Annotated in this window: 19 protein-coding genes; 8 read left to right on the forward strand and 11 right to left on the reverse strand. The window is 44.9% G+C overall.

Annotation, left to right across the window (positions count from 1 at the left end):
- Positions 1-58: 58 nt before the first annotated feature.
- The 9 genes from larA to TREAZ_RS11005 form a co-directional block, all read right to left on the reverse strand.
- On the reverse strand, positions 59-1,111 hold the full coding sequence (gene larA, locus TREAZ_RS10965) for a nickel-dependent lactate racemase (protein WP_342632978.1): 1,053 nt from the start codon (positions 1,109-1,111) through the stop codon (positions 59-61).
- Positions 1,112-1,348: 237 nt separating this feature from the next.
- Positions 1,349-2,647 carry an iron-containing alcohol dehydrogenase gene (locus TREAZ_RS10970; protein WP_015711928.1) on the reverse strand — a complete coding sequence of 433 codons (1,299 nt, stop codon included), beginning with the start codon at positions 2,645-2,647 and terminating at the stop codon, positions 1,349-1,351.
- Positions 2,648-2,664: 17 nt separating this feature from the next.
- A complete protein-coding gene (locus tag TREAZ_RS10975) occupies positions 2,665-4,326 on the reverse strand; it encodes a thiamine pyrophosphate-binding protein (RefSeq protein ID WP_015711929.1) in 1,662 nt (553 codons plus the stop codon).
- 176 nt (positions 4,327-4,502) lie between these two features.
- A complete protein-coding gene (locus TREAZ_RS10980) occupies positions 4,503-5,339 on the reverse strand; it encodes a carbohydrate ABC transporter permease (protein WP_015711930.1) in 837 nt (278 codons plus the stop codon).
- Positions 5,340-5,342: 3 nt separating this feature from the next.
- Positions 5,343-6,293: a carbohydrate ABC transporter permease gene (locus TREAZ_RS10985; protein WP_015711931.1), complete on the reverse strand. Its 951-nt coding sequence runs from the start codon at positions 6,291-6,293 to the stop codon at positions 5,343-5,345.
- A gap of 101 nt (positions 6,294-6,394) precedes the next feature.
- A complete protein-coding gene (locus tag TREAZ_RS10990; protein WP_015711932.1) occupies positions 6,395-7,777 on the reverse strand; it encodes an ABC transporter substrate-binding protein in 1,383 nt (460 codons plus the stop codon).
- Positions 7,778-7,857: 80 nt separating this feature from the next.
- Entirely contained in the window at positions 7,858-9,198 is a 1,341-nt protein-coding gene (locus TREAZ_RS10995) for an FAD-dependent oxidoreductase (protein WP_015711933.1), read from the reverse strand.
- Positions 9,199-9,459: 261 nt separating this feature from the next.
- Positions 9,460-10,791 carry an FAD-dependent oxidoreductase gene (locus TREAZ_RS11000; RefSeq protein ID WP_015711934.1) on the reverse strand — a complete coding sequence of 444 codons (1,332 nt, stop codon included), beginning with the start codon at positions 10,789-10,791 and terminating at the stop codon, positions 9,460-9,462.
- Positions 10,792-10,832: 41 nt separating this feature from the next.
- Complete coding sequence (locus TREAZ_RS11005; protein WP_015711935.1) at positions 10,833-12,170, reverse strand: FAD-dependent oxidoreductase; 1,338 nt, start codon at positions 12,168-12,170, stop codon at positions 10,833-10,835.
- 446 nt (positions 12,171-12,616) lie between these two features.
- Here TREAZ_RS11005 and TREAZ_RS11010 point away from each other — a divergent pair, with 446 nt between their 5' ends.
- From TREAZ_RS11010 to rpiB, 5 genes are read left to right on the forward strand one after another with little or no spacing between them, the layout of a single operon-like run.
- Entirely contained in the window at positions 12,617-13,693 is a 1,077-nt protein-coding gene (locus tag TREAZ_RS11010; protein WP_015711936.1) for an erythritol/L-threitol dehydrogenase, read from the forward strand.
- Positions 13,694-13,707: 14 nt separating this feature from the next.
- Positions 13,708-14,475: a GolD/DthD family dehydrogenase gene (locus TREAZ_RS11015; protein WP_015711937.1), complete on the forward strand. Its 768-nt coding sequence runs from the start codon at positions 13,708-13,710 to the stop codon at positions 14,473-14,475.
- A gap of 9 nt (positions 14,476-14,484) precedes the next feature.
- Positions 14,485-15,480, forward strand: coding sequence for a dihydroxyacetone kinase subunit DhaK (locus tag TREAZ_RS11020; protein ID WP_015711938.1), 996 nt, complete (start codon positions 14,485-14,487; stop codon positions 15,478-15,480).
- Positions 15,481-15,494: 14 nt separating this feature from the next.
- The gene (dhaL, locus tag TREAZ_RS11025; protein ID WP_148257800.1) at positions 15,495-16,133 is read left to right on the forward strand and encodes a dihydroxyacetone kinase subunit DhaL; all 639 of its coding nucleotides are present in this window, start codon (positions 15,495-15,497) and stop codon (positions 16,131-16,133) included.
- Between the two features lie 13 nt (positions 16,134-16,146).
- Positions 16,147-16,605 carry a ribose 5-phosphate isomerase B gene (rpiB, locus tag TREAZ_RS11030; protein WP_015711940.1) on the forward strand — a complete coding sequence of 153 codons (459 nt, stop codon included), beginning with the start codon at positions 16,147-16,149 and terminating at the stop codon, positions 16,603-16,605.
- 37 nt (positions 16,606-16,642) lie between these two features.
- Here the strand turns inward: rpiB and TREAZ_RS18775 are convergent, their stop codons facing one another.
- The gene (locus tag TREAZ_RS18775) at positions 16,643-16,981 is read right to left on the reverse strand and encodes a NanQ anomerase/TabA/YiaL family protein (protein ID WP_083820288.1); all 339 of its coding nucleotides are present in this window, start codon (positions 16,979-16,981) and stop codon (positions 16,643-16,645) included.
- Positions 16,982-17,234: 253 nt separating this feature from the next.
- On the opposite strand from TREAZ_RS18775, the gene TREAZ_RS11040 reads away from it, so the two are divergent.
- Complete coding sequence (locus TREAZ_RS11040; protein ID WP_083820289.1) at positions 17,235-17,606, forward strand: ATP-binding protein; 372 nt, start codon at positions 17,235-17,237, stop codon at positions 17,604-17,606.
- Positions 17,607-18,027: 421 nt separating this feature from the next.
- Here TREAZ_RS11040 and TREAZ_RS11045 read toward each other — a convergent pair whose 3' ends face one another.
- A complete protein-coding gene (locus TREAZ_RS11045) occupies positions 18,028-18,639 on the reverse strand; it encodes a nucleotide-binding domain containing protein (RefSeq protein WP_083820290.1) in 612 nt (203 codons plus the stop codon).
- On the opposite strand from TREAZ_RS11045, the gene TREAZ_RS11050 reads away from it, so the two are divergent.
- Both TREAZ_RS11050 and pdxA read left to right on the forward strand, forming a co-directional pair.
- Positions 18,638-19,873 carry a nickel pincer cofactor-dependent isomerase, group 22 gene (locus tag TREAZ_RS11050; protein WP_245535025.1) on the forward strand — a complete coding sequence of 412 codons (1,236 nt, stop codon included), beginning with the start codon at positions 18,638-18,640 and terminating at the stop codon, positions 19,871-19,873. The two genes, TREAZ_RS11045 and TREAZ_RS11050, sit on opposite strands and share 2 nt — an antisense overlap.
- The gene (gene pdxA, locus TREAZ_RS11055; protein WP_015711945.1) at positions 19,867-20,928 is read left to right on the forward strand and encodes a 4-hydroxythreonine-4-phosphate dehydrogenase PdxA; all 1,062 of its coding nucleotides are present in this window, start codon (positions 19,867-19,869) and stop codon (positions 20,926-20,928) included. Before TREAZ_RS11050 ends, pdxA begins: the two co-directional genes overlap by 7 nt.
- Positions 20,929-20,939 lie beyond the last annotated feature (11 nt).

The following is a 20,939-nucleotide window of genomic DNA, read 5'->3' on the forward strand; positions in this document are numbered from 1 at the left end:
GGAACCCCTGAACGGAGGCATTCGGGGAAATGGGTACTTTGCTGCCGTTTTGGGCTTTTTAGTTCCTGACTATCACCGCGACCCCATCAGGTATGACGGCTATAGATGCGTTTTTATTGCCCAGGTATTCCTCCGCCATTTTGACCGCCTCCTCAATTGAATGGGCCGGCGTCATGTGCAAATCCTGAACCATCTCGTCGGGCGCTTCGGAGACATAAATCACCCTGGCGTGTTTTAAAACACGGGCGAATATCTGGGACTGCCATTGATCCACACGGGTAGTTTCCCTGGGAGTCCGCATGAAGGTGTCCAACATACGATCCAGGTCTTTTTCTTCCGCAAAGGTTTTGTAGAACTCGGACGCCCCATGACCATCGCCGGAGGCTGCCAATTGGATGATGACCCCGCCTTTACGTACTGTGGTTTCCGCTGCGGTCATGCCCTTAACCGCCTGATAGATATTCTGATCCAGGGGATAGCCGCCGTTGGTAACGATGACGATATCCACAGGAGGATCGGCGGCCCTTACCTGGCATTTACCAACAAGGAATTCCCTACCCGCCTTGTGGGCCAGGTCACAGTCGCCGGAAGCGGCGTAGATCACTTCTTTACGGGCATTGATAACCACATTGCAGATGAAATCGAGACGGGCCTTCCGGGCGGCATAGAGCATATCGATGTGTATGGGATTGCCCTCTACGATACCGGTGCGCGCCTGGGGATGAGCGATAAATTCGGCGTTATGGTTGTAAACCACCGTCTTGCGGCCGGCAATGCCAGGAAGCACGCTCTTGCGGCCTCCTGAAAAACCGGCAAAAAAGTGGGGTTCAATAAATCCTTCCGCTATCAGGAGATCCGCTTCCGCCGCCAACTTATTGATGATGAGATCGCCGCCTGAGGGCAGCTTTCCCAGGTAAATCATGTCAAGGGAGTCGCAGTCATGAATTATGATTTTTTCATTTTTCAGGATCTCCGGACCGAATTTATCTTCCAGTTCAGCCCTGGTGGTTTCCCGGTGGCACCCCGTTGCGATCAGGATGGTTACATCAGCTTTGGGATTGCCCCTGCGGATCTCAGCCAGCATTCTTGGCACAATAATCCTGCTCGGCACAGGCCGGGTATGATCGCTAGCAATAAGAACAATCTTTTTTTGCCCTCAGCCATTACCTGTAACGCGGGGGTTCCAATGGGGTGAGCGAGACTGTCGTCCACCAGCTCTTCCTGGCTTTTTGCAGCCTTGAACTGATGCATTTGCGAGACAAGCTCACCCTTAAACCGCGATTCAGGAATAGCATAACTACAGAATTCTTTTCCAAAAGGAAATTGAATCACCGGCATACGTATCGTTCTACACCATCACTTTAATACCGGCAAGATCGCCTGTCACGGCAGCGCGGATAACCGGGCCCATGTACTCATCAATCTTGGCGGCGGTGAGGGGTACAGGCATATTCTTGAGCTTCATGTCCAGCTGCGGATCTTTTGCCGCTTCCAGGATCTTGGACACATAGGAGTCATCCCACTTGGGCAAATCCTTGAGGGTTGTCGGCGCATTAATACTCCTACCGAACGCTATCATACCCCTGGCGACTGCAATACCCAGGTCTTTGCCTTTGAGAGCTTCAAGGTCTTCGCTCAAGTGTCCGTATTTTTTGAAAATCCTGCCTACAATACGCAGCTGCTTTTCGATCGCCGGTGAGAAAAAAACCGCATAGTAAGGATTCATGATCCCGCAGGCCGTTCCGTGACCTGTCAGATTCACCAAAGAAAAACTGGTCATGTGGGGGCCGTGGGTACCTCCCACCATGATGGCATAGCCGCCAAGGTCGGTGCTCATGCCAATGGCTTCCCGGGCTTCCATGTCCTTTGGGTTTTTGATAACCCGGGGTGCGTACTGTACCGTAAGTTCCACGGCCGCTTCGCAAATGGACGCGCAGAGATCCTGTTTTTCCTGAGGTACAGAAGCGGGCAAACCTGTGAACACCTCGAAACAGTGGGCAATGGAATCCAGAGCGCCGTCGATGGTAACCGGGACAGGCATGGAGGCAGTCACGTCATAATCGAAAACTGCGTAGGCGGGTACAATCCCTTCATCTACTACAAGTTTTTTCTGCCCCACTGCCGGATCCGTGATATTGGAATACTTGGTGAGATGGGCACCGGAACTGGCGGAAGTTTCCACCGCGATCAGGGGGTAGAGCTTTTTGCCGGTTTTCTTCAGGGCCTCGCTCACAATACCAGTACCGAACCAGTGGTCTACCTCGGGGGTAATATCTTTGCCCAGAGTTGCTAAAAAGTTGGCAGCTTTGCAGGCGTCAATGGTGGATCCCCCGCCTACCGCGATAATCACATCTGGCTTATAATGAAGTATCCACGTCTCAATACGGTACACATCGGCCCGGGGGGCATTGGGACCCGCATCGGGAACTATGGTCCCTCCGGCAAGTTCAACACCAGCACCCTTGAGGGCTGCCGTCACCTGATCCGCCACAGGCTTCATATAGGTGGTATTGCAGATTACTAAAGCATTTTTGCCGAATTGAGCCGCCACTTTTCCAAGCTGAGGAAGAACTCCCCGGCCGAAAATATATTTATCCCCTTTCCATCGAGAAAGCAAATTTCGGGATTTTTCAAATAATTCATTCATAAGTTATACGCTCCGTATTAAAAATGATTGATATGGGCAATATCATTCCCCATATCGCAGTAAGTTGTATCTTCCACTACAATGTCTATCACATAGGGCCCCTGAGCAGCAATCGCGTTCTTCAGGGCTTTCTCAAGTTCAGGATAGGTAAAGACCCGTTCCGCCTTGCAAGCAAAACCTTCGGCCACCTTTACATAATCCATAACACCCTTGTTGTATTCCATCCGCACTTCATATTCGTAGTTAAAGGCTTTGTTCTGGTTCTGGCGGATAAGCCCCAGATAAGCGTTATTAATGATAAGCACTATCACGGGCATCTTATACACCGCTGCCACCGCAATTTCTTCTACCAGGAAGGTAAAGCCAAAGTCCCCGATGAGGCACGCAGTTTTCTTACCCTTGCTTCCCGCCACAGCTCCGATGGCTGCAGGAATGTCATAACCCAAAGTACCAGCACCACCTGAAGGGAAATATTTACGGGGCTTGTTGATCCGCTGATATTGGCCGCTCCAAATTTGGGTGATGCCGCAGCCTGTGGTATACTGAGTTTCATCATCGAAGGCTTGATTTATTACCTCGAACACTTCTCTTGGATCCATTACCTTTTTATTGGAATCCGGATAGTGGATGAATTTCTTCCGCATTTCCGCAAAAGAAGGATGCTGCCGGGTCCGTACTTTCCCGGCGGTCCTAGCGGCTTCCAACAGCATAGGTACCGCATCGGCAGCGTCAGCAATGATCCCCAATTCGGTCTTAATAATTTTGCCAAGTTCATTTGGATCAATATCAATATGGATGAATTTACGTTCACCCTGGTAGATCACCGAATTCCCTGTATGACGATCGGTGAAACGGCATCCTATTCCCAAAACCACATCGGCGCCCAAGAAAACTTCGTTGCCGCTGGAAGCAGCCCCCACCTGGATGCCCGCCTGTCCAGCATTAAGAGGATGATCGACAGGAATGCCTCCCTTGGCCATATAGGTAGTGATCACTGGAATACCCATGTATTCAGCAAATTGTACCAGTTCTTTTTCCGCATGTGCCAGTATTACGCCGCCGCCCATAATGATCACCGGGTTCTTGGCTTCGTCCAACAATTTTACTGTTTTTTCAATGGAGGCTTTTGAAGGCTTGGTGGTCTTTATCTTCGATAGTGTATACTCGTTAATGTCAAACTCAATATTGGCCATCTGCACATCCAGGGGGAGGTCGATAAGTACCGGCCCAGGCCTGCCTGACAGGGCGGTCTCAAAGGCCTCCCGAAAAACCGTAGGAATAGTGTTGGCATTGGTAACACACCAGGATTTCTTGCAGACCGTTTTTACGATCTCTGCAATGTTAACGCATTGAAAAGCCCCTTTACCCAGCTGGGCGGTAACCGCCTGGCCGGTGATGGCGATGAGGGGAATGGAATCCTGCCAGGCCGTGTACAAACCGGTGACAAAGTTTGTCGCCCCCGGCCCTGAGGTGCAAATCGCCAGCGCCGGTTTCCCTGCGGCGCGGTAATAGCCGTCGGCTGCGTGAACAGCTGCTTCCTCATGGCGCATAAGGTAATGCTTTATCGGTGCCTTCTCAAGGTACTTATACAGACAATTAATCCCCGCACCGGGAATCCCGAAGGCATCGGTGATACCTTCTTTTTCCAAAATTTTGACAATTGCTTCTGATGCTTGCATTTTTTCCTCTTAATAAAACCATTATTTTATTTGTATTGAGAATACTTAATACTCCGAGGCCTGCCTCAGTTAAAAAATATTAAGTCCCTAAATATAAATACCTTTTATGAATAACATACCTCGGGGTTGTTGATTCTAATTTAATTTTACTCTATGCATAAACAATGAAGGAGGCGTCATTCCTTCATTCCGGAGGTAGCTATACCTGCCACAAATTGCCTTTGAAATGTCAAAAATACCACAAAGATCGGGATTAATGAACAGACTGAAGCAGCCATTATAGCGCCATAACTCGTAGAATTTTCATCCCTGAAAAATTCCAATCCCAACGGGATAGTGGCGAGCTCCTTTGACCTTATATACACCAATGGGGCTTCGTAGTCGTTCCATACACCTACAAATTGAAAAATAACTAATGCACTAAGTGCCGCAGTTGATAAGGGTAATACAATCTTTACGAATACCGAGAAATGATTCGCTCCATCAATTTTAGCTGCTTCACTCAATTCATCTGGTATTGTCATAAAAAACTGACGCAACATAAAGGTTCCGAATGCTGTAAACATACCAGGCAGAATCAGCGTCCAATGAGTATTATAAAGACCTGTAAGACGAAAGAGCACAAAACGAGGAATAAGCATCATCTGCCCTGGAAAAATTAACGTAGCCACATAAAGCCAGAACATTATCTCTCTACCTCGGAACTTGATCTTCGCAAAAGCATAACCAGCTAAAGCACTCGTAACAAGCTCTCCAATAACACACCACAGGGTTACCTTAATCGAATTTAACAAAAATTTAGAGAAAGGTACGCTAGAGCCCCAAACCATTTTGTAATTATCTAATGTTGGAATTTTTGGTATCCAGTCGACTGGGACATTGAACACATCCGATTCTATTTTAAAGGAGGCTGATATCATCCAAACAAAGGGTATAAGCATTGAAATTGATAATATTGCTACAAACGCAGTAAGTATGATCTTAATGGTCAATTTTCTTCTTGTAAAACCCATGGTTCAGTCCTCTTTTTTGCTTTTTTTATTGCGATCCATTACAAAATTACGCATTACTGTAAATACAAACACCAGCAAAAACAATACCCATGACATCGCACTAGCATAACCAATATTGTTGTGCAGAAAGGCTGTCCGATAAATATAGTAGACAAGCACCGATGATGAATTGCCTGGTCCACCCTGCGTCATGACCTGAACAGGCGTGAAAACTTGAAAGGATCGAATAAAACAAATCATTACAAGGAAAAACATCGTGCTAGACAGAGAAGGTACCGTTATTCTAAAAAATTTCTGAATTATATTAGCTCCGTCAATATCTGCAGATTCATAAAGCGAGCGAGATATACCTTGCAAACCTGCTAAAACTATAATGATATTATACCCAAGAGACTGCCATACACCTACAATAATTATTGAAAGTAATGAAGTATTTGATGAATTAAGCCATCGGGGGGGATCAGTAATGCCTATTGTCCTAAAAAAATTATTGATAGGACCATAGGAAGGTAAAAATAAAATCATCCACACCATTGAAACCGCTACCATGGATGATACATAAGGTATATAAAAGGCCAATCGCAAAAGCCCCTTACCAAAAACATATTCGTTCAAAATTACCCCGAGAATAAGTGCGAGAAAAATAGAAATAGGTACCAATGCAATAGCATAAACAATCGTATTAATAAGAGAAACGATAAAAATAGGATCCGTTAAAAGATTTTTATAATGGTCTAACCCAATTATCTTTATTCCACGAACGCCTTGAATAAAATTCCATTTCGAAAAACTAAGCACTAACGCAAGTAAAATAGGTACTAATCTAAAAATAACATAGCCTACAAAATTTATGCTAAGAAAAGCAAAACCAAAAAAATTCTCATTACGTACTAGGGTTGAGGGTTTTTTCTTACTTTTTATGCCAAATACTGAAGAGACAAAAATATTACTCACTTCCCCTCCATTGTGTTTTCACTCATATAAATATTTTTCACCAAGACAATTATGAACTCAATCATCTTGGTGAAAATCCATATTTTTAACTGACAAAAAAACTATTTCTTCATGTCATCGGCGATATACTGATCGCCCTTAGTTTTTAAATCACTAAGTACAGCATCAACAGTCAATTCACCGTTAAAAAGGCGAGACACATTGGCAAGTATTAGATCATTAATCTTTTGTTGGCCCTGAACAATGGTATTGTCTCGGTTGATCAGTGTATAGGGCCGGGTAGTTACTTCCATTGCCATATTATAGTCAAGACCAGGGCGACCTTTGAAAAGCATAGAATAGAATATAAGCTTTTCAGCATCTGTCTTTAACTCGTAACCTGGATGCATAGCCTTAGGACCTGCGAAAAGATCCGCATGATCGATACACTGATATTTAGCAAGAGCCCAAGCACCATCAGGATACTTTGTACTAGCAGGAATACTGGTAGTAGAACCATGGGTAATGGTAACTAGACCGTTATATCCAACCGGACGAGGGAAACCCACCATACCAATATCTGTCCCTGAAGGAAGTTTACCACCAGTGTAACTATCGTCTAGGAATAGGTTATTTCCATCGTCAGCAATCCACATGGCATATCGACCGGAATAAAGAGCTTTCATACCATTTGCAGCATCCTGTAACTGGAGGGTCATATATTCATCATAGGGCATAACGGTTTTATCAACCATAAACATATCATAGAAAAACTGTAGATCTTCCCTGATTTCAGGAGCATCAAAACGGGTAGACTGATGATCCGGGCTGTAATAATAAAAGGGCCCGAGTCTTTGACTGGCGATATGATCCCAATAGGGATTAAGATTATACATTGCACCATATACTTTATTAGCACCGTTACCTTTAGTCAACTTTTTGGCAAGTTCGCGAAAATCGGCCCAAGTCCAATTAGGATCTGGATAGGGAACACCGATCTCATCAAACATCTTTTTGTTGAAAAAAACTACAGCCCTCTGAAGGCCATATGGGATGGCATAATAATCACCATCAAAATTATAGACTTTCTCGGTAGATTCCCCAAATACCCCTTCATATGTCAGGCCATCCTTTACAAGGAACTGCTTCATACCAAGATAAATACCATCATCATAACGCTGACGAAGATCTATAGGACTACCCTGGGTCATAACATCAACCTGTTCACCCGAAGCAAGAGCGGTATTGATTGTCATAGTCAAGGCATTTGCAAGCCTTATGTGTTCTACTTCCCACTTGCCTGCATAATCTCTGTTAAAACCATCTAGTAACGGCTGAATGACATCTGTATTGGTCCATGTGTAAAGCAAGAGTTTTTGCGGTCCGGCTGAAGTGGGTACTTCTCCAGATTTCGTTGTATTTTTCGAACAACCAATAAAGAAAACCGTGAGCAACAAGAGACACACACTTTTAACATTCTTGCTTTTTCCAAAACACTTTCTCATTATTAACCTCCAAATGATATTCTTTTAATCCAGTAATAAATCACTGGAAATAAAGACATTAATCTAACCGCAGGTATGTACTATTCAATACGAACATGTTGATTCCGCAACTCCTGCTGAAGAGCTTTAATATCAACTTGTCGGGAATAAACATCTTGTTTTATGGATAAGGAACTTGCTACCCCCGCAGCTTGGCCTGTTACCATAGCAAAATTCATATGCCTTGTAATCGAAGTTGATCGCCTCTCAGCAGAAACACATCGACCAGCAACTAAAAGATTTTCAATCTTTAAAGGTACAGTAAGACGATATGGAACCTGAAAATGCGCCTCTGTTAGAGCGGGCATAACACCTTCAGGACCATCTAGACAAATTGGATAAACTCCGATAGAATCTTTGAATTTTGCCTCATCGAAGATTTCTTTAAAAGTAATCTGATATTCCCCCTTAATCCGGCGTGTTTCCCTAATACCGATACTCATCGCGAAATGACGTAGCTTGGCGTTTTCAAGACCTTTAGCATATTTACGCATAATCGGGATGGTATTTACAATATCTTTACGGCTTTGAATTTCAGCTTTTGTTAAGCTTAATACATCTGTACCATCCACCCAGACAAAAGAATGATTCAATGCAGTCAATTCATGATCAGTGAATCGATTATATATAAAACGCCGATTGGTACTTTCGGGAAAAATTTCCCCAGCATCAATTGCAGCTTTCCACCAGTGATAATTACCCCTGTGCATAATAGGATTACGTTGAGCTGGATCTGAATCCATTTCTTCCTCAACCGCTTTAACATCAACATCCGTCAAGCTGTATATAACCGTGCCCTGCTGAAATTTATCTGGCGGAAGGCTTGGACCATTAGGACCATCCTTTACACAGCACTCTACCCCTGCACGGTATGCAATATCAGCATCACCTGTACAATCTATAACTCGCTTAGCCTTGATTACAGTTCTTCCCGATTTGCTTTCTGTAATAATACCAATAATAGTATTACCTTCCAGAAGAGGCATAACCCCCTGGCAATGAAGTATTGGAATGACACCATTCTCTTGGATATATTCATCTGCTACATATTTGAATATTTCCGTATCATAGGCATAACCGGTACCGGGTCTGAACATAGTTCTTTTAGCAGCACCAATTGCCAACATTTTTTGATCAAGATCTTCTGCGACACCACCGGGCATAATTGTCTTTTCGTTTCTCCACCAGCTGGGAGTTTCCATAGATGCAATGGATATAAGTCCACCAAGACAGCCATATTGTTCTACCACCACTGTTTTAGCGCCCGTACGAGCCGCGCCGACTGAAGATGCAATACCCGCAGGACCTCCACCAACCACCAACACATCGACATCAAGTAAAATTGGTATTTCTCGACTGGGTTCATTTATGTATTCTATCAATTAAGCCCTCCTTAATATTCCAAATTAAAAAAATATTCTAATTTGGAATATGATTTTAATAATTTAAAGTATAATAAATCCATTCATAACAATTGTCAAGTAAAAAACTATAAAACCAACACAAAATTAAAAATTGCCATCTTTAAAATTACTTATGTCGCATCAGTTTCCATAAGAACAAATATTACTTTTCCGATTCTACAACAACCTGAATTATTTAGATCCTCCTTTTTATTTGGGAATATTTATCCAAGAAAACTGCTAATCCACTCGCAAACCCTGACGCCGCAGTTCCAGCTGGACGAGTTTGATATCCACATTACGAGTAACCACATCCTGTTTGATGGACAAGGCACTAGCAGTTCCAGCCGCCTGACCAGTAACCATACAGAAATCCATTTGTCGGGTTGTAGGAACTGCTGAACGTTCACCGGAAATACAACGCCCCGCAGCCAAAATATTTTCTACCTTTTGGGGCGTAAGTATACGAAAGGGTACCTGAAAATAGGCATCGGTATAGGGAATTTCCTTGATATCTATACCATCCGCATAAACCGGAAATACACCAATAGTATCATCAAATCGACCACGTTTAAAAATATCATCAAAGGTAAGGGTGTAATTACCCACAATCCGACGAGTTTCCCGAACACCTACAGCCATAGCAAAATAACGCAGTTTGGCATCGGCAAAACCGGCATCAGTACCATATTTTCTGAGCCGACGGAGCACTTCCAGCACTTCTTTCCGCAGTTTGATTTCACTAGCAGTTAAGCTTAGAACGTCAGTACCATCTAGCTCCCTGTCATAAGTAGCCAAATTAATATTGATTGAATCATTAGAAACTGCAGTATAATAAATTTTATTTAAGGAATTCTGCAGGGGAGGCTCCCCGGCCTCTTCGGCTTTAATAAAAGGTTTGTAAAGGAGCTTATGCACATAAGGATCCCGGCTTTCGGGGTCTGCACTCATGGCCGCTTCTAGCTTGAGAATATCCACATCGGAGGCAAAAAATTTCAAAGTACCTGCCCCAAGTTTACCAGTTTGGGGATCTCCCTTTAAAACAGGTGCACCGGACCGGTAAACCAAATCAGCATCACCGGTAGTATCTATCACTCGTTTAGCAAGAATAACCTTACGACCCGATTTAGATTCAGTAATTACCCCCTTGACTACATTTCCCTCCATATAGGGAACGGTACCGATACAATGGTAGACCGGAGTAATCCCAAGATCCTTTATATAGCAATCAGCCATATATTTATACATTTCAGTATCATAGCTTAATCCTATGGAAGGACGGAATGAACAGGGCCTAACGGCATCAAGTGCTATCATCCGGTCTTCTATCTCTTTCTGTACGCCGCCGGGCATAGTTGTCTTTTCCTGCTTATACCAAGAGGGAGGTTCAACCGCAGCAATGGTTACATTTCCCCCAAGACAGGAATATCTCTCTACAAGAACAACCTGTACCCCAACTTTTGCAGCACCAGCCGCTGCTGCTATGCCGGCAGGACCACCACCGACTACCACCACATCACATTTCAGGAGGACCTCTATCTGTCGTCCTTTTTCTAGTATTGTATTTTTCATAGTGAAATTACTACTCCTTATCTAAAAATTAATTAGTGATTTTATTCTATATGTACTCGCTGATTCCGTAACTCCTGTTGCAATGCCTTAATATCCACCTTACGGGGGGGTACATCTTGTTTGATTGAAAGAGCTGACGCTGCTCCAGCAGCTTGTCCAGTAACCATAGCAAAATCAACCATCCGTGTTACCGAGGTGGACCGCCGCTCCGCAGAAACACAGCGTCCGGCAACCAATAGATTTTCAATCTTGAGAGGTACTGTAAGACGGAAGGGAACCTGGAAATGTGCCTCTGTAAATGCAGGCATAGCCCCTTCAGGGCCATCAAGACAAAGAGGATACACCCCTACAGAATCTTCAAACCTAGCTTCATCAAATATTTCTTTAAAAGTAATCTGATACTCTCCTTTAATTCTACGAGTTTCGCGAATACCAATACTCATTGCAAAATTTCGAAGTTTTGCGTTCTGCAAACCTTTGTAATATTTACGAAGGAGGGGAATAGTATCTATTATATCTTTACGGCTTTGAATTTCTGCCCTGGTCAGGCTGAGTACATCTGTTCCGTCCACTTCAAGGAAAGAATGATTCAATGCGGTAAGCTCATGCTTTGTGGTCCTGTTATAGATATAACCCCGATTTGTACTTTCAGGGAAAACCTCACCGGCGGCAATGGCATCTTGCCACCCATGGTACATCCGCTTATGCATGATGGGGTGACGTTGGGCGGGATCCGAATCCGCATCTTCTTCTACTGCCTCCACGTCAACATCAGTAAGGCCATAAATTAAAGTTCCCTCCTGGAGATATCCAGGAGGAAGGCGACCATTGGGACCATCCAATATACAACATTCCACTCCGGCCCGATAAGCGATATCAGCATCTCCCGTACAATCAATTACCCGCTTGGCCTTAATAGCGGTTCTGCCGGATTTACTTTCTGTAATTACTCCAAATAAAATATTACCTTCCATAAGAGGCATAACTCCCTGACAGTGAAGAACCGGAATTACCCCATTCTCTTTAATATATTCATCTGCCACATATTTAAACATTTCCGTATCGTATGCCAAGGCAATACTCGGCTTAAATAAAGACTTGGTTGTAGCGCCCATGGACAGCATTTTCTGATCGAGATCCTCTACTACACCACCCGGCATATAGGATCTCTCATTTCGCCACCAACTGGGAGGTTCCATAGCGGCCAGAGAAAGAAGCCCCCCAAGACAACCGTACTGTTCCACCACTACCGTTTTTGCACCAGTCCTAGCCGATCCGACCGAAGCCGCTATACCCGCAGGGCCACCACCAACTACTACTACATCCACTTCCAACAACACAGAAATTTCTCGACACGGTTCTAGAATAAATTCTGCCATTCCAACCCTCCCTATCTTCACATCTTAATAAATGGAAATCAATTCCAATTTTTAAGATAAGATATTATAGCTACATTTTTCATTATTTGTCAACAAAATTCTTTGTTTTTCTTCTTTTTTCGTTAGAATTTGTAATTAGTCAATAAAATTTGTTAATTCTTTATAGCATAACGAATTAATGATTTACTTCCACCTTGGTAGCTGAATAATTTTATCTTTATTTCTAAAATTTGCAATTAAATTTCATTTTTTAGTTGACAAAATCATTTTCTTAGGAATTAATATTAAGAGATAGGATTTAGAAAATTGTCCTTGAAAGACGATTTTTTATTAGTCTAGATTTTTCCAAAATGTTAAATTTTGGAATATCTACCTTGGATTTAAGTTTGCTTATAACTCTTTTCATGGGTTATATGGGTATTTTATTAATTGGGAGGTACTAAACAATGTCTCAAATTCCAGAAAAAATGAAAGCCTTGGTTGCCTATGGGCCAGGGGATTATCGCCTTGAAACAATTCCTACCCCCCGGGCGAAGGGAGATGACGTGATTGTTAAAGTGGAGGGCTGTGGGGTTTGTGCAGGAGACACCAAGGCTTTTGCAGGCGCTCCGAGCTTTTGGGGAGGTGATGGTAGTCCCCCTTATATCAAGGCTCCTATGGTTCCTGGCCATGAATTTGCAGGCAGGGTCGTAGAAATAGGACCAGAACAGAAGGAATTCAAAATTGGCGACCGAGTAGTTTCGGAACAGATCGTCCCCTGCGGGACCTGCAAATTCTGTCGGACTGGACGTTATTGGATGTGTCAGAAGCATGATCTATACGGGTTTCAAAATAATGTAAATGGAGGTATGGCAGAATACATGCGTTATCCTCACGAAGGACGAAAATACAAGATCCCCGATAATATGCCCCTGGAACAAGCCCTCTTAATCGAACCCTATGGATGTTCTAAGCATTGTGTAGACCGGGCAAGTATTTCACGTGAAGATTTTGTGGTACTGAGCGGAGCCGGAACCCTTGGACTTGGTATGGTAGGGGCCATCCGAAAACAAAATCCTGCAACCTTTGTGGTGCTGGATATGAATGAAATACGGCTTGCCAAAGCAAAGGAATTTGGAGCCGATATTATCCTAAACCCCGGCAAGGAAAATGTAGTTAAAAAAATCAAGGAAATGACTGAAGGATATGGCTGTGATATCTATATTGAAGCCAGCGGTCATCCTTCCAGTGTAGGGCAAGGCCTTGAAATGATCCGTAAATTGGGACGGTTTGTTGAATTCAGCGTCTTTAAGGATTTGGTTACTGTGGATTGGAGTATCATCAGCGATCGGAAAGAACTAGACCTTCTAGGTTCTCATTTGAGCCCTAATTGCTATCCGTCGGTTATTGAGTGGATTCTGGATGGTACCCTGCCTACTACAGGAGTAGTTACCCACAAGTTTTGCCTGGACGAATGGAAAAAGGCTTTTGATATGGCGGCTTCCGGTGCGGATAATTCATTGAAAGTTGCAATAATTCCCTAATCAGGAGGTATATTATGATATCCTACAACGGTATAAAGGCCGATTTTTCCTTGGAAGGTAAGGTTGCCATTATTACCGGAGGAGCGGCTGGAATAGGACTGGCTACGGCGGAATTTTTCGCGCAAAAAGGGGTTCGGCTCCTTATCGCGGATCTCAGCCCCGAAGCGGAGGTTGTCGCGAAAAAGCTGGGACCGGAAAATATTGGGGTCAGAGGTAATGTCTGCGATAAGTCTTACCGGAAGCATGTAATGGAGGCCGCGATAAGGGCCTTTGGGGGGGCGGATATCCTAGTGAACAGCGCCGGTATTGTGGCTCTGGAAAAGGCGGAAATTCTAAGCGAGGACTATTGGGAAAAAACCATCGCCATCAATCTTACCGCTAGTTTCATGATGGCCCAGTCCTTCGGCACACAGCTTATCGAAAGTAAGCGGCCCGGCTGTATCGTCAACATGGCCTCCCAAGCGGGGGTTATTGCCCTGGACCGGCATGCGGCTTACTGCGCCAGCAAAGGGGGCGTTATTGCCATGACCAAGACTTTGGCTTTGGAATGGGGTAAATACGGCATCCGGGTGAACGCGGTGTCCCCCACGGTGGTACTGACCGAACTGGGGCATAAGGCATGGGATGGGCCTGTGGGGGAGGCATTTAAAAAAGAAATCCCTGCAGAACGTTTTGCCGAGCCTGAAGAAATTGCCGCTATCATCGGTTTCCTGTGTAGTGATGCGGCGGCAATGATTACTGGTCACAATCTGCTGGTCGACGGCGGATATACTATAAAATAGGGAGTTGAAATGCAACGTATACTAAATAATCCTGATGATATTGTGGATGAGATGCTCAAGGGTTTTGTGAAGGTCCACAGGGATATTGTTGCCGTTACAGATAATCCACGGGTACTGAAACGAGTGGATATGCCTGCGGATCATGTAGGAGTAGTGACCGGAGGGGGGAGCGGCCACAAGCCCGCCTTCATCGGCTATATCGGAAAGAATCTCTGTGATGCCGTAGCAGTAGGGGAAATCTGCACCAGTCCCAGTGCGATAGCCTTTTTGGACGCCTTTCGAGCGGCGGACCAGGGCAAGGGGGTAGCTTGCCTCTACGGCAACTATTCTGGGGATAACATGAATGTCAAGATGGCTGTCAAGATGGCGGCCAAAGAGGGTATTGAGGTCAGAACCGTGGTAGCTAATGACGATGCCGCCTCCGCTCCCAAGGATCAGGCAGGTAAACGCCGGGGGGTGGCGGGCGAGGTATTGATGTGGAAGGCTGGTGGTGCTAAAGCAGCCCAGGGCGCAAGTCTGAATGAGGTGATCGTCGCGGCTCAAAAGGCCATTGATAATACTCGTAGCATAGGCATAGGGTTGACCCCCTGTACTCTACCGGCAGTGGGGCATCCCAACTTCGAAATAAAACCGGAAACCATGGAGGTGGGCATAGGTCATCACGGTGAACCTGGGATAGAGATCTGCCCCTTGGAAAAGGCGGAGGGAATTGCCCATCGGATGACCGGCATAGTCCTGCCCGATTATCCCTTAGCAGCTGGAGATGAGGTAGTGGTTCTCGTTTCAGGCCTAGGGGCTACTCCAGTAATGGAACTCTACGTTCTTTATGATGAAATTGAAAAAATAATCTCCAAGAAGGGTATTTCCGTATATCGGTCCTATGTGGGGAACTATTTTACCTCCCTGGAGATGATGGGTGCCACCTTAACGGTGATGAAACTGGACGGGGAACTGAAAGAACTCATGGATATGCCCTGTTATAGTGTGGGCTTGAAGCAGGCATAGGGAACAGGGGAAGGATGATGTTTTATAATAAAGACGGAAAAACAGTATTACTGCGTATAGTGAAGGCGGTACAGGATAACAAGGACTATCTATCCGAGGTAGATGGTCTTATCGGGGATGGGGATCACGGAATGAATATGAACAAAGGTTTTACTCTGTTCGCCGATAGTATTGCAGGGAAGGATGTTAGTTTTACAAAAGGGCTTGATGAATTAGGAAACCTTCTGTTTAGCAAAATAGGGGGCTCTATGGGACCTATATACGGAACCGTTTTTATGCAAATGGCGGAAACCGGTGAAGGCTATGACGCCATAGGAACCTTGGAACTTGCCGCTATGCTACGTTCAGGTCTTTTGGCCCTTTATGATATCGTAGAGGCCCGGCCAGGGGACAAGACCTTGGTGGATACCCTTGCCCCAGCCTGCGATGCCATGGACAAGGATGCGGAAGAGAAGATGAACCTTGTTGCCGCCTTGGAGAGGATGAAGACAGCAGCAGCCAGTGGCTGGGAATCCACCAAGGATATGGAGGCTAGGTTCGGCCGCTCAAGCCGCCTAGGGGAACGATCCAGGGGAGTATATGATGCCGGGGCCACGTCCTGTAAGATTATCCTGAAAGCCATGGCGGATGGGATTCTGGAAGTGGCAAGGTAAAGAAGGAACATTGATGCACGAAATAGTGATAGGCTGCGATGAAGCTGCGGTAAATCTGAAGAGGATCTTTATAAAACTGCTGCAGGAAATGAATATTTCTGTAGAGGATGTGGGGGTTAGAAATGATGAGGACAAGACCGCCTATCCTCTGGTAGCCTCTGCGGTCTGTAAGAAAATTATCGCATCGGGGTATACAAAACGGGGAATCCTTATCTGCGGTACCGGCATAGGGATGTGTATAGCCGCCAATAAATTCCGGGGAATACGAGCGGCAGTATGCCACGATATTTATTCTGCTCAAAGGTCCATTCTGAGTAACAACGGTAATATTGCCTGTTTCGGAGAAAGGGTTATCGGAACGGAACTGGCTAAGGCTATACTTAGAGAATGGGTCAAACTGGAATTCAAAAACGGCCCTTCCACCCCCAAGGTAGAGGAGATTGTCAAAGTGGAATGGGAGAATTTTAAGTAACCCTTAAGTATACATGCAATCTGATTTTGTCAGAACTCTACGCTAAAATTTTAAATATCACTTTGAAAACTTCTGATGGGTTGTCATCTTTTAAGTTTGGGGCATGGGCTTCACCGGGGAAGAAGACCGCAAAAGTATTTTCCGATGCATGATAGATAATGGGCTTTTCGCCTGAAACAAAAGCACAATCAATATCGGCATTGTATTCCAGGGTAATCTTAAGAGGTTCGGACAGGATCAATTCTATTCGTTCTGAACCTTTTAAGAGGACTTGAACATCTATTTCTTTGCGGTATATTTCATATTCATCGGCCTTTTCAATCTTTGTAGTATAAGACTTTACATTTACCTGACAGAAGGATCGCTGGTGGTGTATGCTCTGGGGATTATTTCCTTTAAGGTTACGCTTTCGAGGATTTCGACAACCTTTTTTAGACCTGGAACAAGAGGAATATACTTTCTCATATTTCCGATCAGATCAATTATCATTTTTGTCTCTCTTGTAAACAACGGCGATTTAGACCCACCGATCCGGCGCAAGTGATCCAGCAGTCCGGCCCAAAATGATCCACCTATACGGAAAGTGATCCGCAAGCAAAAACGACCATCCTAAAATATGACTTGCGTCCATAGGCCGTAGTTTCTATTCCGTGAAGTACATCCGCTTGCCTGAATTGCTGGATGACCTTGCCGTTGCGCGGGGCGAAGGGGTGTTTCCCAAAATAATACAGGTTTATAAAAAAAACGACCTGCTCATTCTGGACAAATGGCTGTTGACCCCCCTTTCTGAAACTGAAAGCCGGGACCTTCTTGAAGTAGTTGAGTCCCGCTGTTCCAATAATTCCACCATATTCACAAGCCAGGTAGAACCAGGCGGCTGGCATGGAAAGATTGGCTCTGTTCCCATTGCTGACGCTATTCTCGACCGGACAGTTCATAATTCTTATACCGTCAATATCCGGGGAGAAAAATCTATGCGTAAACGCAAGAGTGTCATTTAATAATTCGCGATTTAAAATGGTCTCCGGGGTGGATCTCATCCCGGAGACCTGGATCATCTTTTTCCGTGCTCGTGGATCACATGGACCGGACTGTTGGGTCATTTCGACCGTAGTTTACATCTCTTTAGAATTAATATGTCAAGAATATCTTTTATTAGTGAAATGTCAAGGTTAAAACTCTCAGTTACTAAAAAATGAAATACACAAAGGGCAGAAATGGTTACCCCTTAAGTATATATGCAGTAAAATTGTTCATGGAGTTTTGAAGGTTAAACGGAACCATGTTTCAATAGTCTCCTTTGGTAGGTAGCCGTTTTTTGTTTTACTGCATATATTAAAGTTCCTGCCCTTGGCGAATTTGCTGCAGTAGAATTACCCCTTTGAAGCAGCAAGATAAGAAATAATATTAACCAGACTGTTTTCAGAGCCGAAGGCCCCTGATTTGGTAACAAATGTCATCTTTTTTGCCCTTGCCTTCAGCATTGGCTAATACTATGCCCGGTTCTATCTCGGTAAGGGGAACGAGGTGATCCAGGCTGAGCATATCCATGAGCGAAAGGAGGGTGTCGCCTCCAAAAATGGAAACATTGAGTTCGCCCTGACCTTCCATTATTGAAGCTGCAAATTGAGCTAGGCCTCTGGCTATTTTGCCGGCAGATGCATCGGCTTTTTCCCTGGGGAGACCCCCATTAGTACAGACTATGCAGGATTTATCATTTTTCAAATGGGTTCGTACTTTCAGTACCAATTCTTTGGCTTCCTTTGTATCAGCCCAGGAATTAATAAGTTTAGTGGAAGAAATTTTTTCGAGGAGTATACCACTTGAAGCAGCCTTTTCAATTTGTCCAACTGAAACAGGGTGGAGGCTTCCGGAGATTGCAAGCAGTGGCAGATTTGGGATGAGGCTGCGTATATCAAAACCCTCACTGCTGGCAAGGGGCAGCAGCGATATGAGTTCCCGGGCAAACCCGGCGCAGCCCGCGCTTGCTTTGAGGAGACCTTCTGTTCCCAGCAAATTACCAATGATATCCATGGCACTGTTGTCTTTGCAGCTTTTTGATCCTTACAAGATCGATGTAAACCGCATCCCCGAGGCTATTTTTACTGAATTATCCCAACCCTGTATTGCAGCTCGTATTAAGCCGGGTATGAAAGTTGCCATTACCTGCGGCAGCCAGGGAATCAGCAACATTGCCCTTATCACAAAAAATATTGTGGATTTTGTAAAATCGAAGGGTGCCTATCTTTTTATCATTCCGGCCATGGGGAGTCATGGAGGGGCTACTGCCGAAGGCCAAAGAGCCCTCATCGAAGGTTACAGCGTTACCGAAGGCTTTGTGGGCTGCCCCATTGTCTCATCCATGGAAACCGTGGTCATAGGAAAAAGCGAAGAAGGCCACGAGGTGCGCATAGACCGCAATGCTGCGGAGGCCGATGCTATTATCGTGTCGGGCAGAATAAAACCCCATACGGATTTCAGGGGAACTTACGAAAGCGGTCTCATGAAGATGATGACCATAGGTCTCGGAAAAAGGGAAGGTGCCGATATTTGCCACGAAAAGGGTTTTGGTCACATGCATCACATGGTACCCCTCTTTGCCCGCTGCATACTTAAAAATGCCCCCATAGCCCTGGGTCTGGGGATCATGGAAAATGCCTATTACGAAACCTGCAAAATAACGGCCCTCGAACCTGAAGAATTCGAAGCACAGGAACCCATCCTGCTCGAAGAGGCCAGGTCCCACCTGCCCATTATCCAGTTTGATTCAACTGACGTACTCGTGGTAGACCGCATAGGTAAAGATATTTCCGGTGATGGTATGGATCCCAATATAACCGGGGCAAGCCCCTGTTCCCCCCATATCACCGGGGGCATCAAGGCTCAGCGTACGGTCATCCTTGATCTGACTACTGCAACCCATGGAGCTGCCTTCGGCATCGGGGCTACCCACACCATCACAAGACGCCTCTTTAACAAAATTGATTACGAAGCCACGTACATCAATGCAATTACCTGCACGGTGCTGGACTTTGTGCGCATACCCTTAATTCTGGACACTGACCGCGAGGCTATCCAGCTTGCGGTAAGAACCTGTAACGGTATCGATAAACAGCAGCCCCGCATTGTCCGTGTTGCCGACCGCGTTCATACCCACGAAATTTGGATCTCCGAAGGGATGAAAGAAGAAGCGGAAAAAAATCCTCATCTTGAAATTCTCTCCCCTCCCGAGGCATGTTCTTTTGACAAGGATGGTAATTTATGGTAAACAGCAATAATCCAAGACCTTATATAGGCATTACCCTGGGAGATCCCACAGGCATAGGGCTTGAAATTGCCATTAAAGCCCTTTCTCATAATGATATTTACGATAAGTGCATTCCTGTGCTTATTGGGGACACTCCGGTAATCGAAGATGCACTAAAAGTAACAAATATAACATTTACACTTAATAAAATTTCATCAATAAATGGGACTCAGAGCAAACCAGGCACAGTGGATTATTACCCATGCGGTATTATTATCCAAAAGGGCGACTATGCTTTTGGGGCTCTGGGTAAAAAATCAGGAGAAGCTGCCTTTCAATATGTAATTAAAGGGATCGATCTTGCCCTGAAAGGTGAAATCGCAGCTATTGTTACTAATCCCATCAACAAGGAAGCAATACACCTTGCGGGTCATGACTTTGCAGGACACACGGAAATTCTTGCCCATTATACCAACACTGAAGATTACGGCATGCTCCTCAGCGCCGGGGGCAGTACGGGTCTCAATGTAATTCACGTTACCACCCATGTTTCCATGCGCCAGGCCTGTGATCTGATCACCGAGAAACGCGTTCTCAGGGTGATACGCCTTGCAGACGAAGCTTTAAAAATGATGGGTAAAGAAAGGCCCCGGATTGCGGTGGCGGGCCTTAATGCCCACGCTTCCGAAAACGGACTTTTTGGGAGAAAGGAAGAGGAAAGCATTATTCCTGCAATTAAGAAAGCCAAAGAAGAAGGCCTTGATGTTACAGGCCCTGTGCCTCCGGATACGGTTTTTGTAAAAACTCTGGGAGGAGCTTTCGATATAGTTGTAGCCATGTACCATGACCAGAGCCATATCCCCCTGAAGCTTTACGGATTTAAAATGGATCCTGTTACGGGGCGCTTTTCCCAGGTCAGCGGTATTAATACCACTATCGGCCTTCCCATCATCAGGACTTCCGTGGATCATGGTACTGCCTTTGACAAGGCCGGCAAAAACGAAGCCAACGAGGAAAGCCTTCTTGATGCTATAGCTATGGCTGTAACAATTGCTAAAAACAGGAAAAACATATAGAATATCCTCTA

Origin of the sequence: Leadbettera azotonutricia ZAS-9 (assembly GCF_000214355.1) — a bacterium.
GTDB classification, from domain to species: Bacteria; Spirochaetota; Spirochaetia; order Treponematales; family Breznakiellaceae; genus Leadbettera; species Leadbettera azotonutricia.

Bases quoted from the DNA above. Each gene is read 5' to 3' on its own strand.
- TREAZ_RS10970 (WP_015711928.1), bottom strand. From the start codon at position 2,647: ATGAATGAATTATTTGAAAAATCCCGAAATTTGCTTTCTCGATGGAAA.
- TREAZ_RS11000 (WP_015711934.1), bottom strand. From the start codon at position 10,791: ATGAAAAATACAATACTAGAAAAAGGACGACAGATAGAGGTCCTCCTG.
- rpiB (WP_015711940.1), top strand. From the start codon at position 16,147: ATGCACGAAATAGTGATAGGCTGCGATGAAGCTGCGGTAAATCTGAAG.
- TREAZ_RS11045 (WP_083820290.1), bottom strand. From the start codon at position 18,639: ATGGATATCATTGGTAATTTGCTGGGAACAGAAGGTCTCCTCAAAGCA.
- TREAZ_RS11050 (WP_245535025.1), top strand. From the start codon at position 18,638: ATGGCACTGTTGTCTTTGCAGCTTTTTGATCCTTACAAGATCGATGTA.
- pdxA (WP_015711945.1), top strand. From the start codon at position 19,867: ATGGTAAACAGCAATAATCCAAGACCTTATATAGGCATTACCCTGGGA.
- TREAZ_RS10990 (WP_015711932.1), bottom strand. From the start codon at position 7,777: ATGAGAAAGTGTTTTGGAAAAAGCAAGAATGTTAAAAGTGTGTGTCTC.
- TREAZ_RS11005 (WP_015711935.1), bottom strand. From the start codon at position 12,170: ATGGCAGAATTTATTCTAGAACCGTGTCGAGAAATTTCTGTGTTGTTG.
- TREAZ_RS11010 (WP_015711936.1), top strand. From the start codon at position 12,617: ATGTCTCAAATTCCAGAAAAAATGAAAGCCTTGGTTGCCTATGGGCCA.
- TREAZ_RS10980 (WP_015711930.1), bottom strand. From the start codon at position 5,339: ATGGGTTTTACAAGAAGAAAATTGACCATTAAGATCATACTTACTGCG.
- dhaL (WP_148257800.1), top strand. From the start codon at position 15,495: ATGATGTTTTATAATAAAGACGGAAAAACAGTATTACTGCGTATAGTG.
- TREAZ_RS11015 (WP_015711937.1), top strand. From the start codon at position 13,708: ATGATATCCTACAACGGTATAAAGGCCGATTTTTCCTTGGAAGGTAAG.
- TREAZ_RS11020 (WP_015711938.1), top strand. From the start codon at position 14,485: ATGCAACGTATACTAAATAATCCTGATGATATTGTGGATGAGATGCTC.
- TREAZ_RS10975 (WP_015711929.1), bottom strand. From the start codon at position 4,326: ATGCAAGCATCAGAAGCAATTGTCAAAATTTTGGAAAAAGAAGGTATC.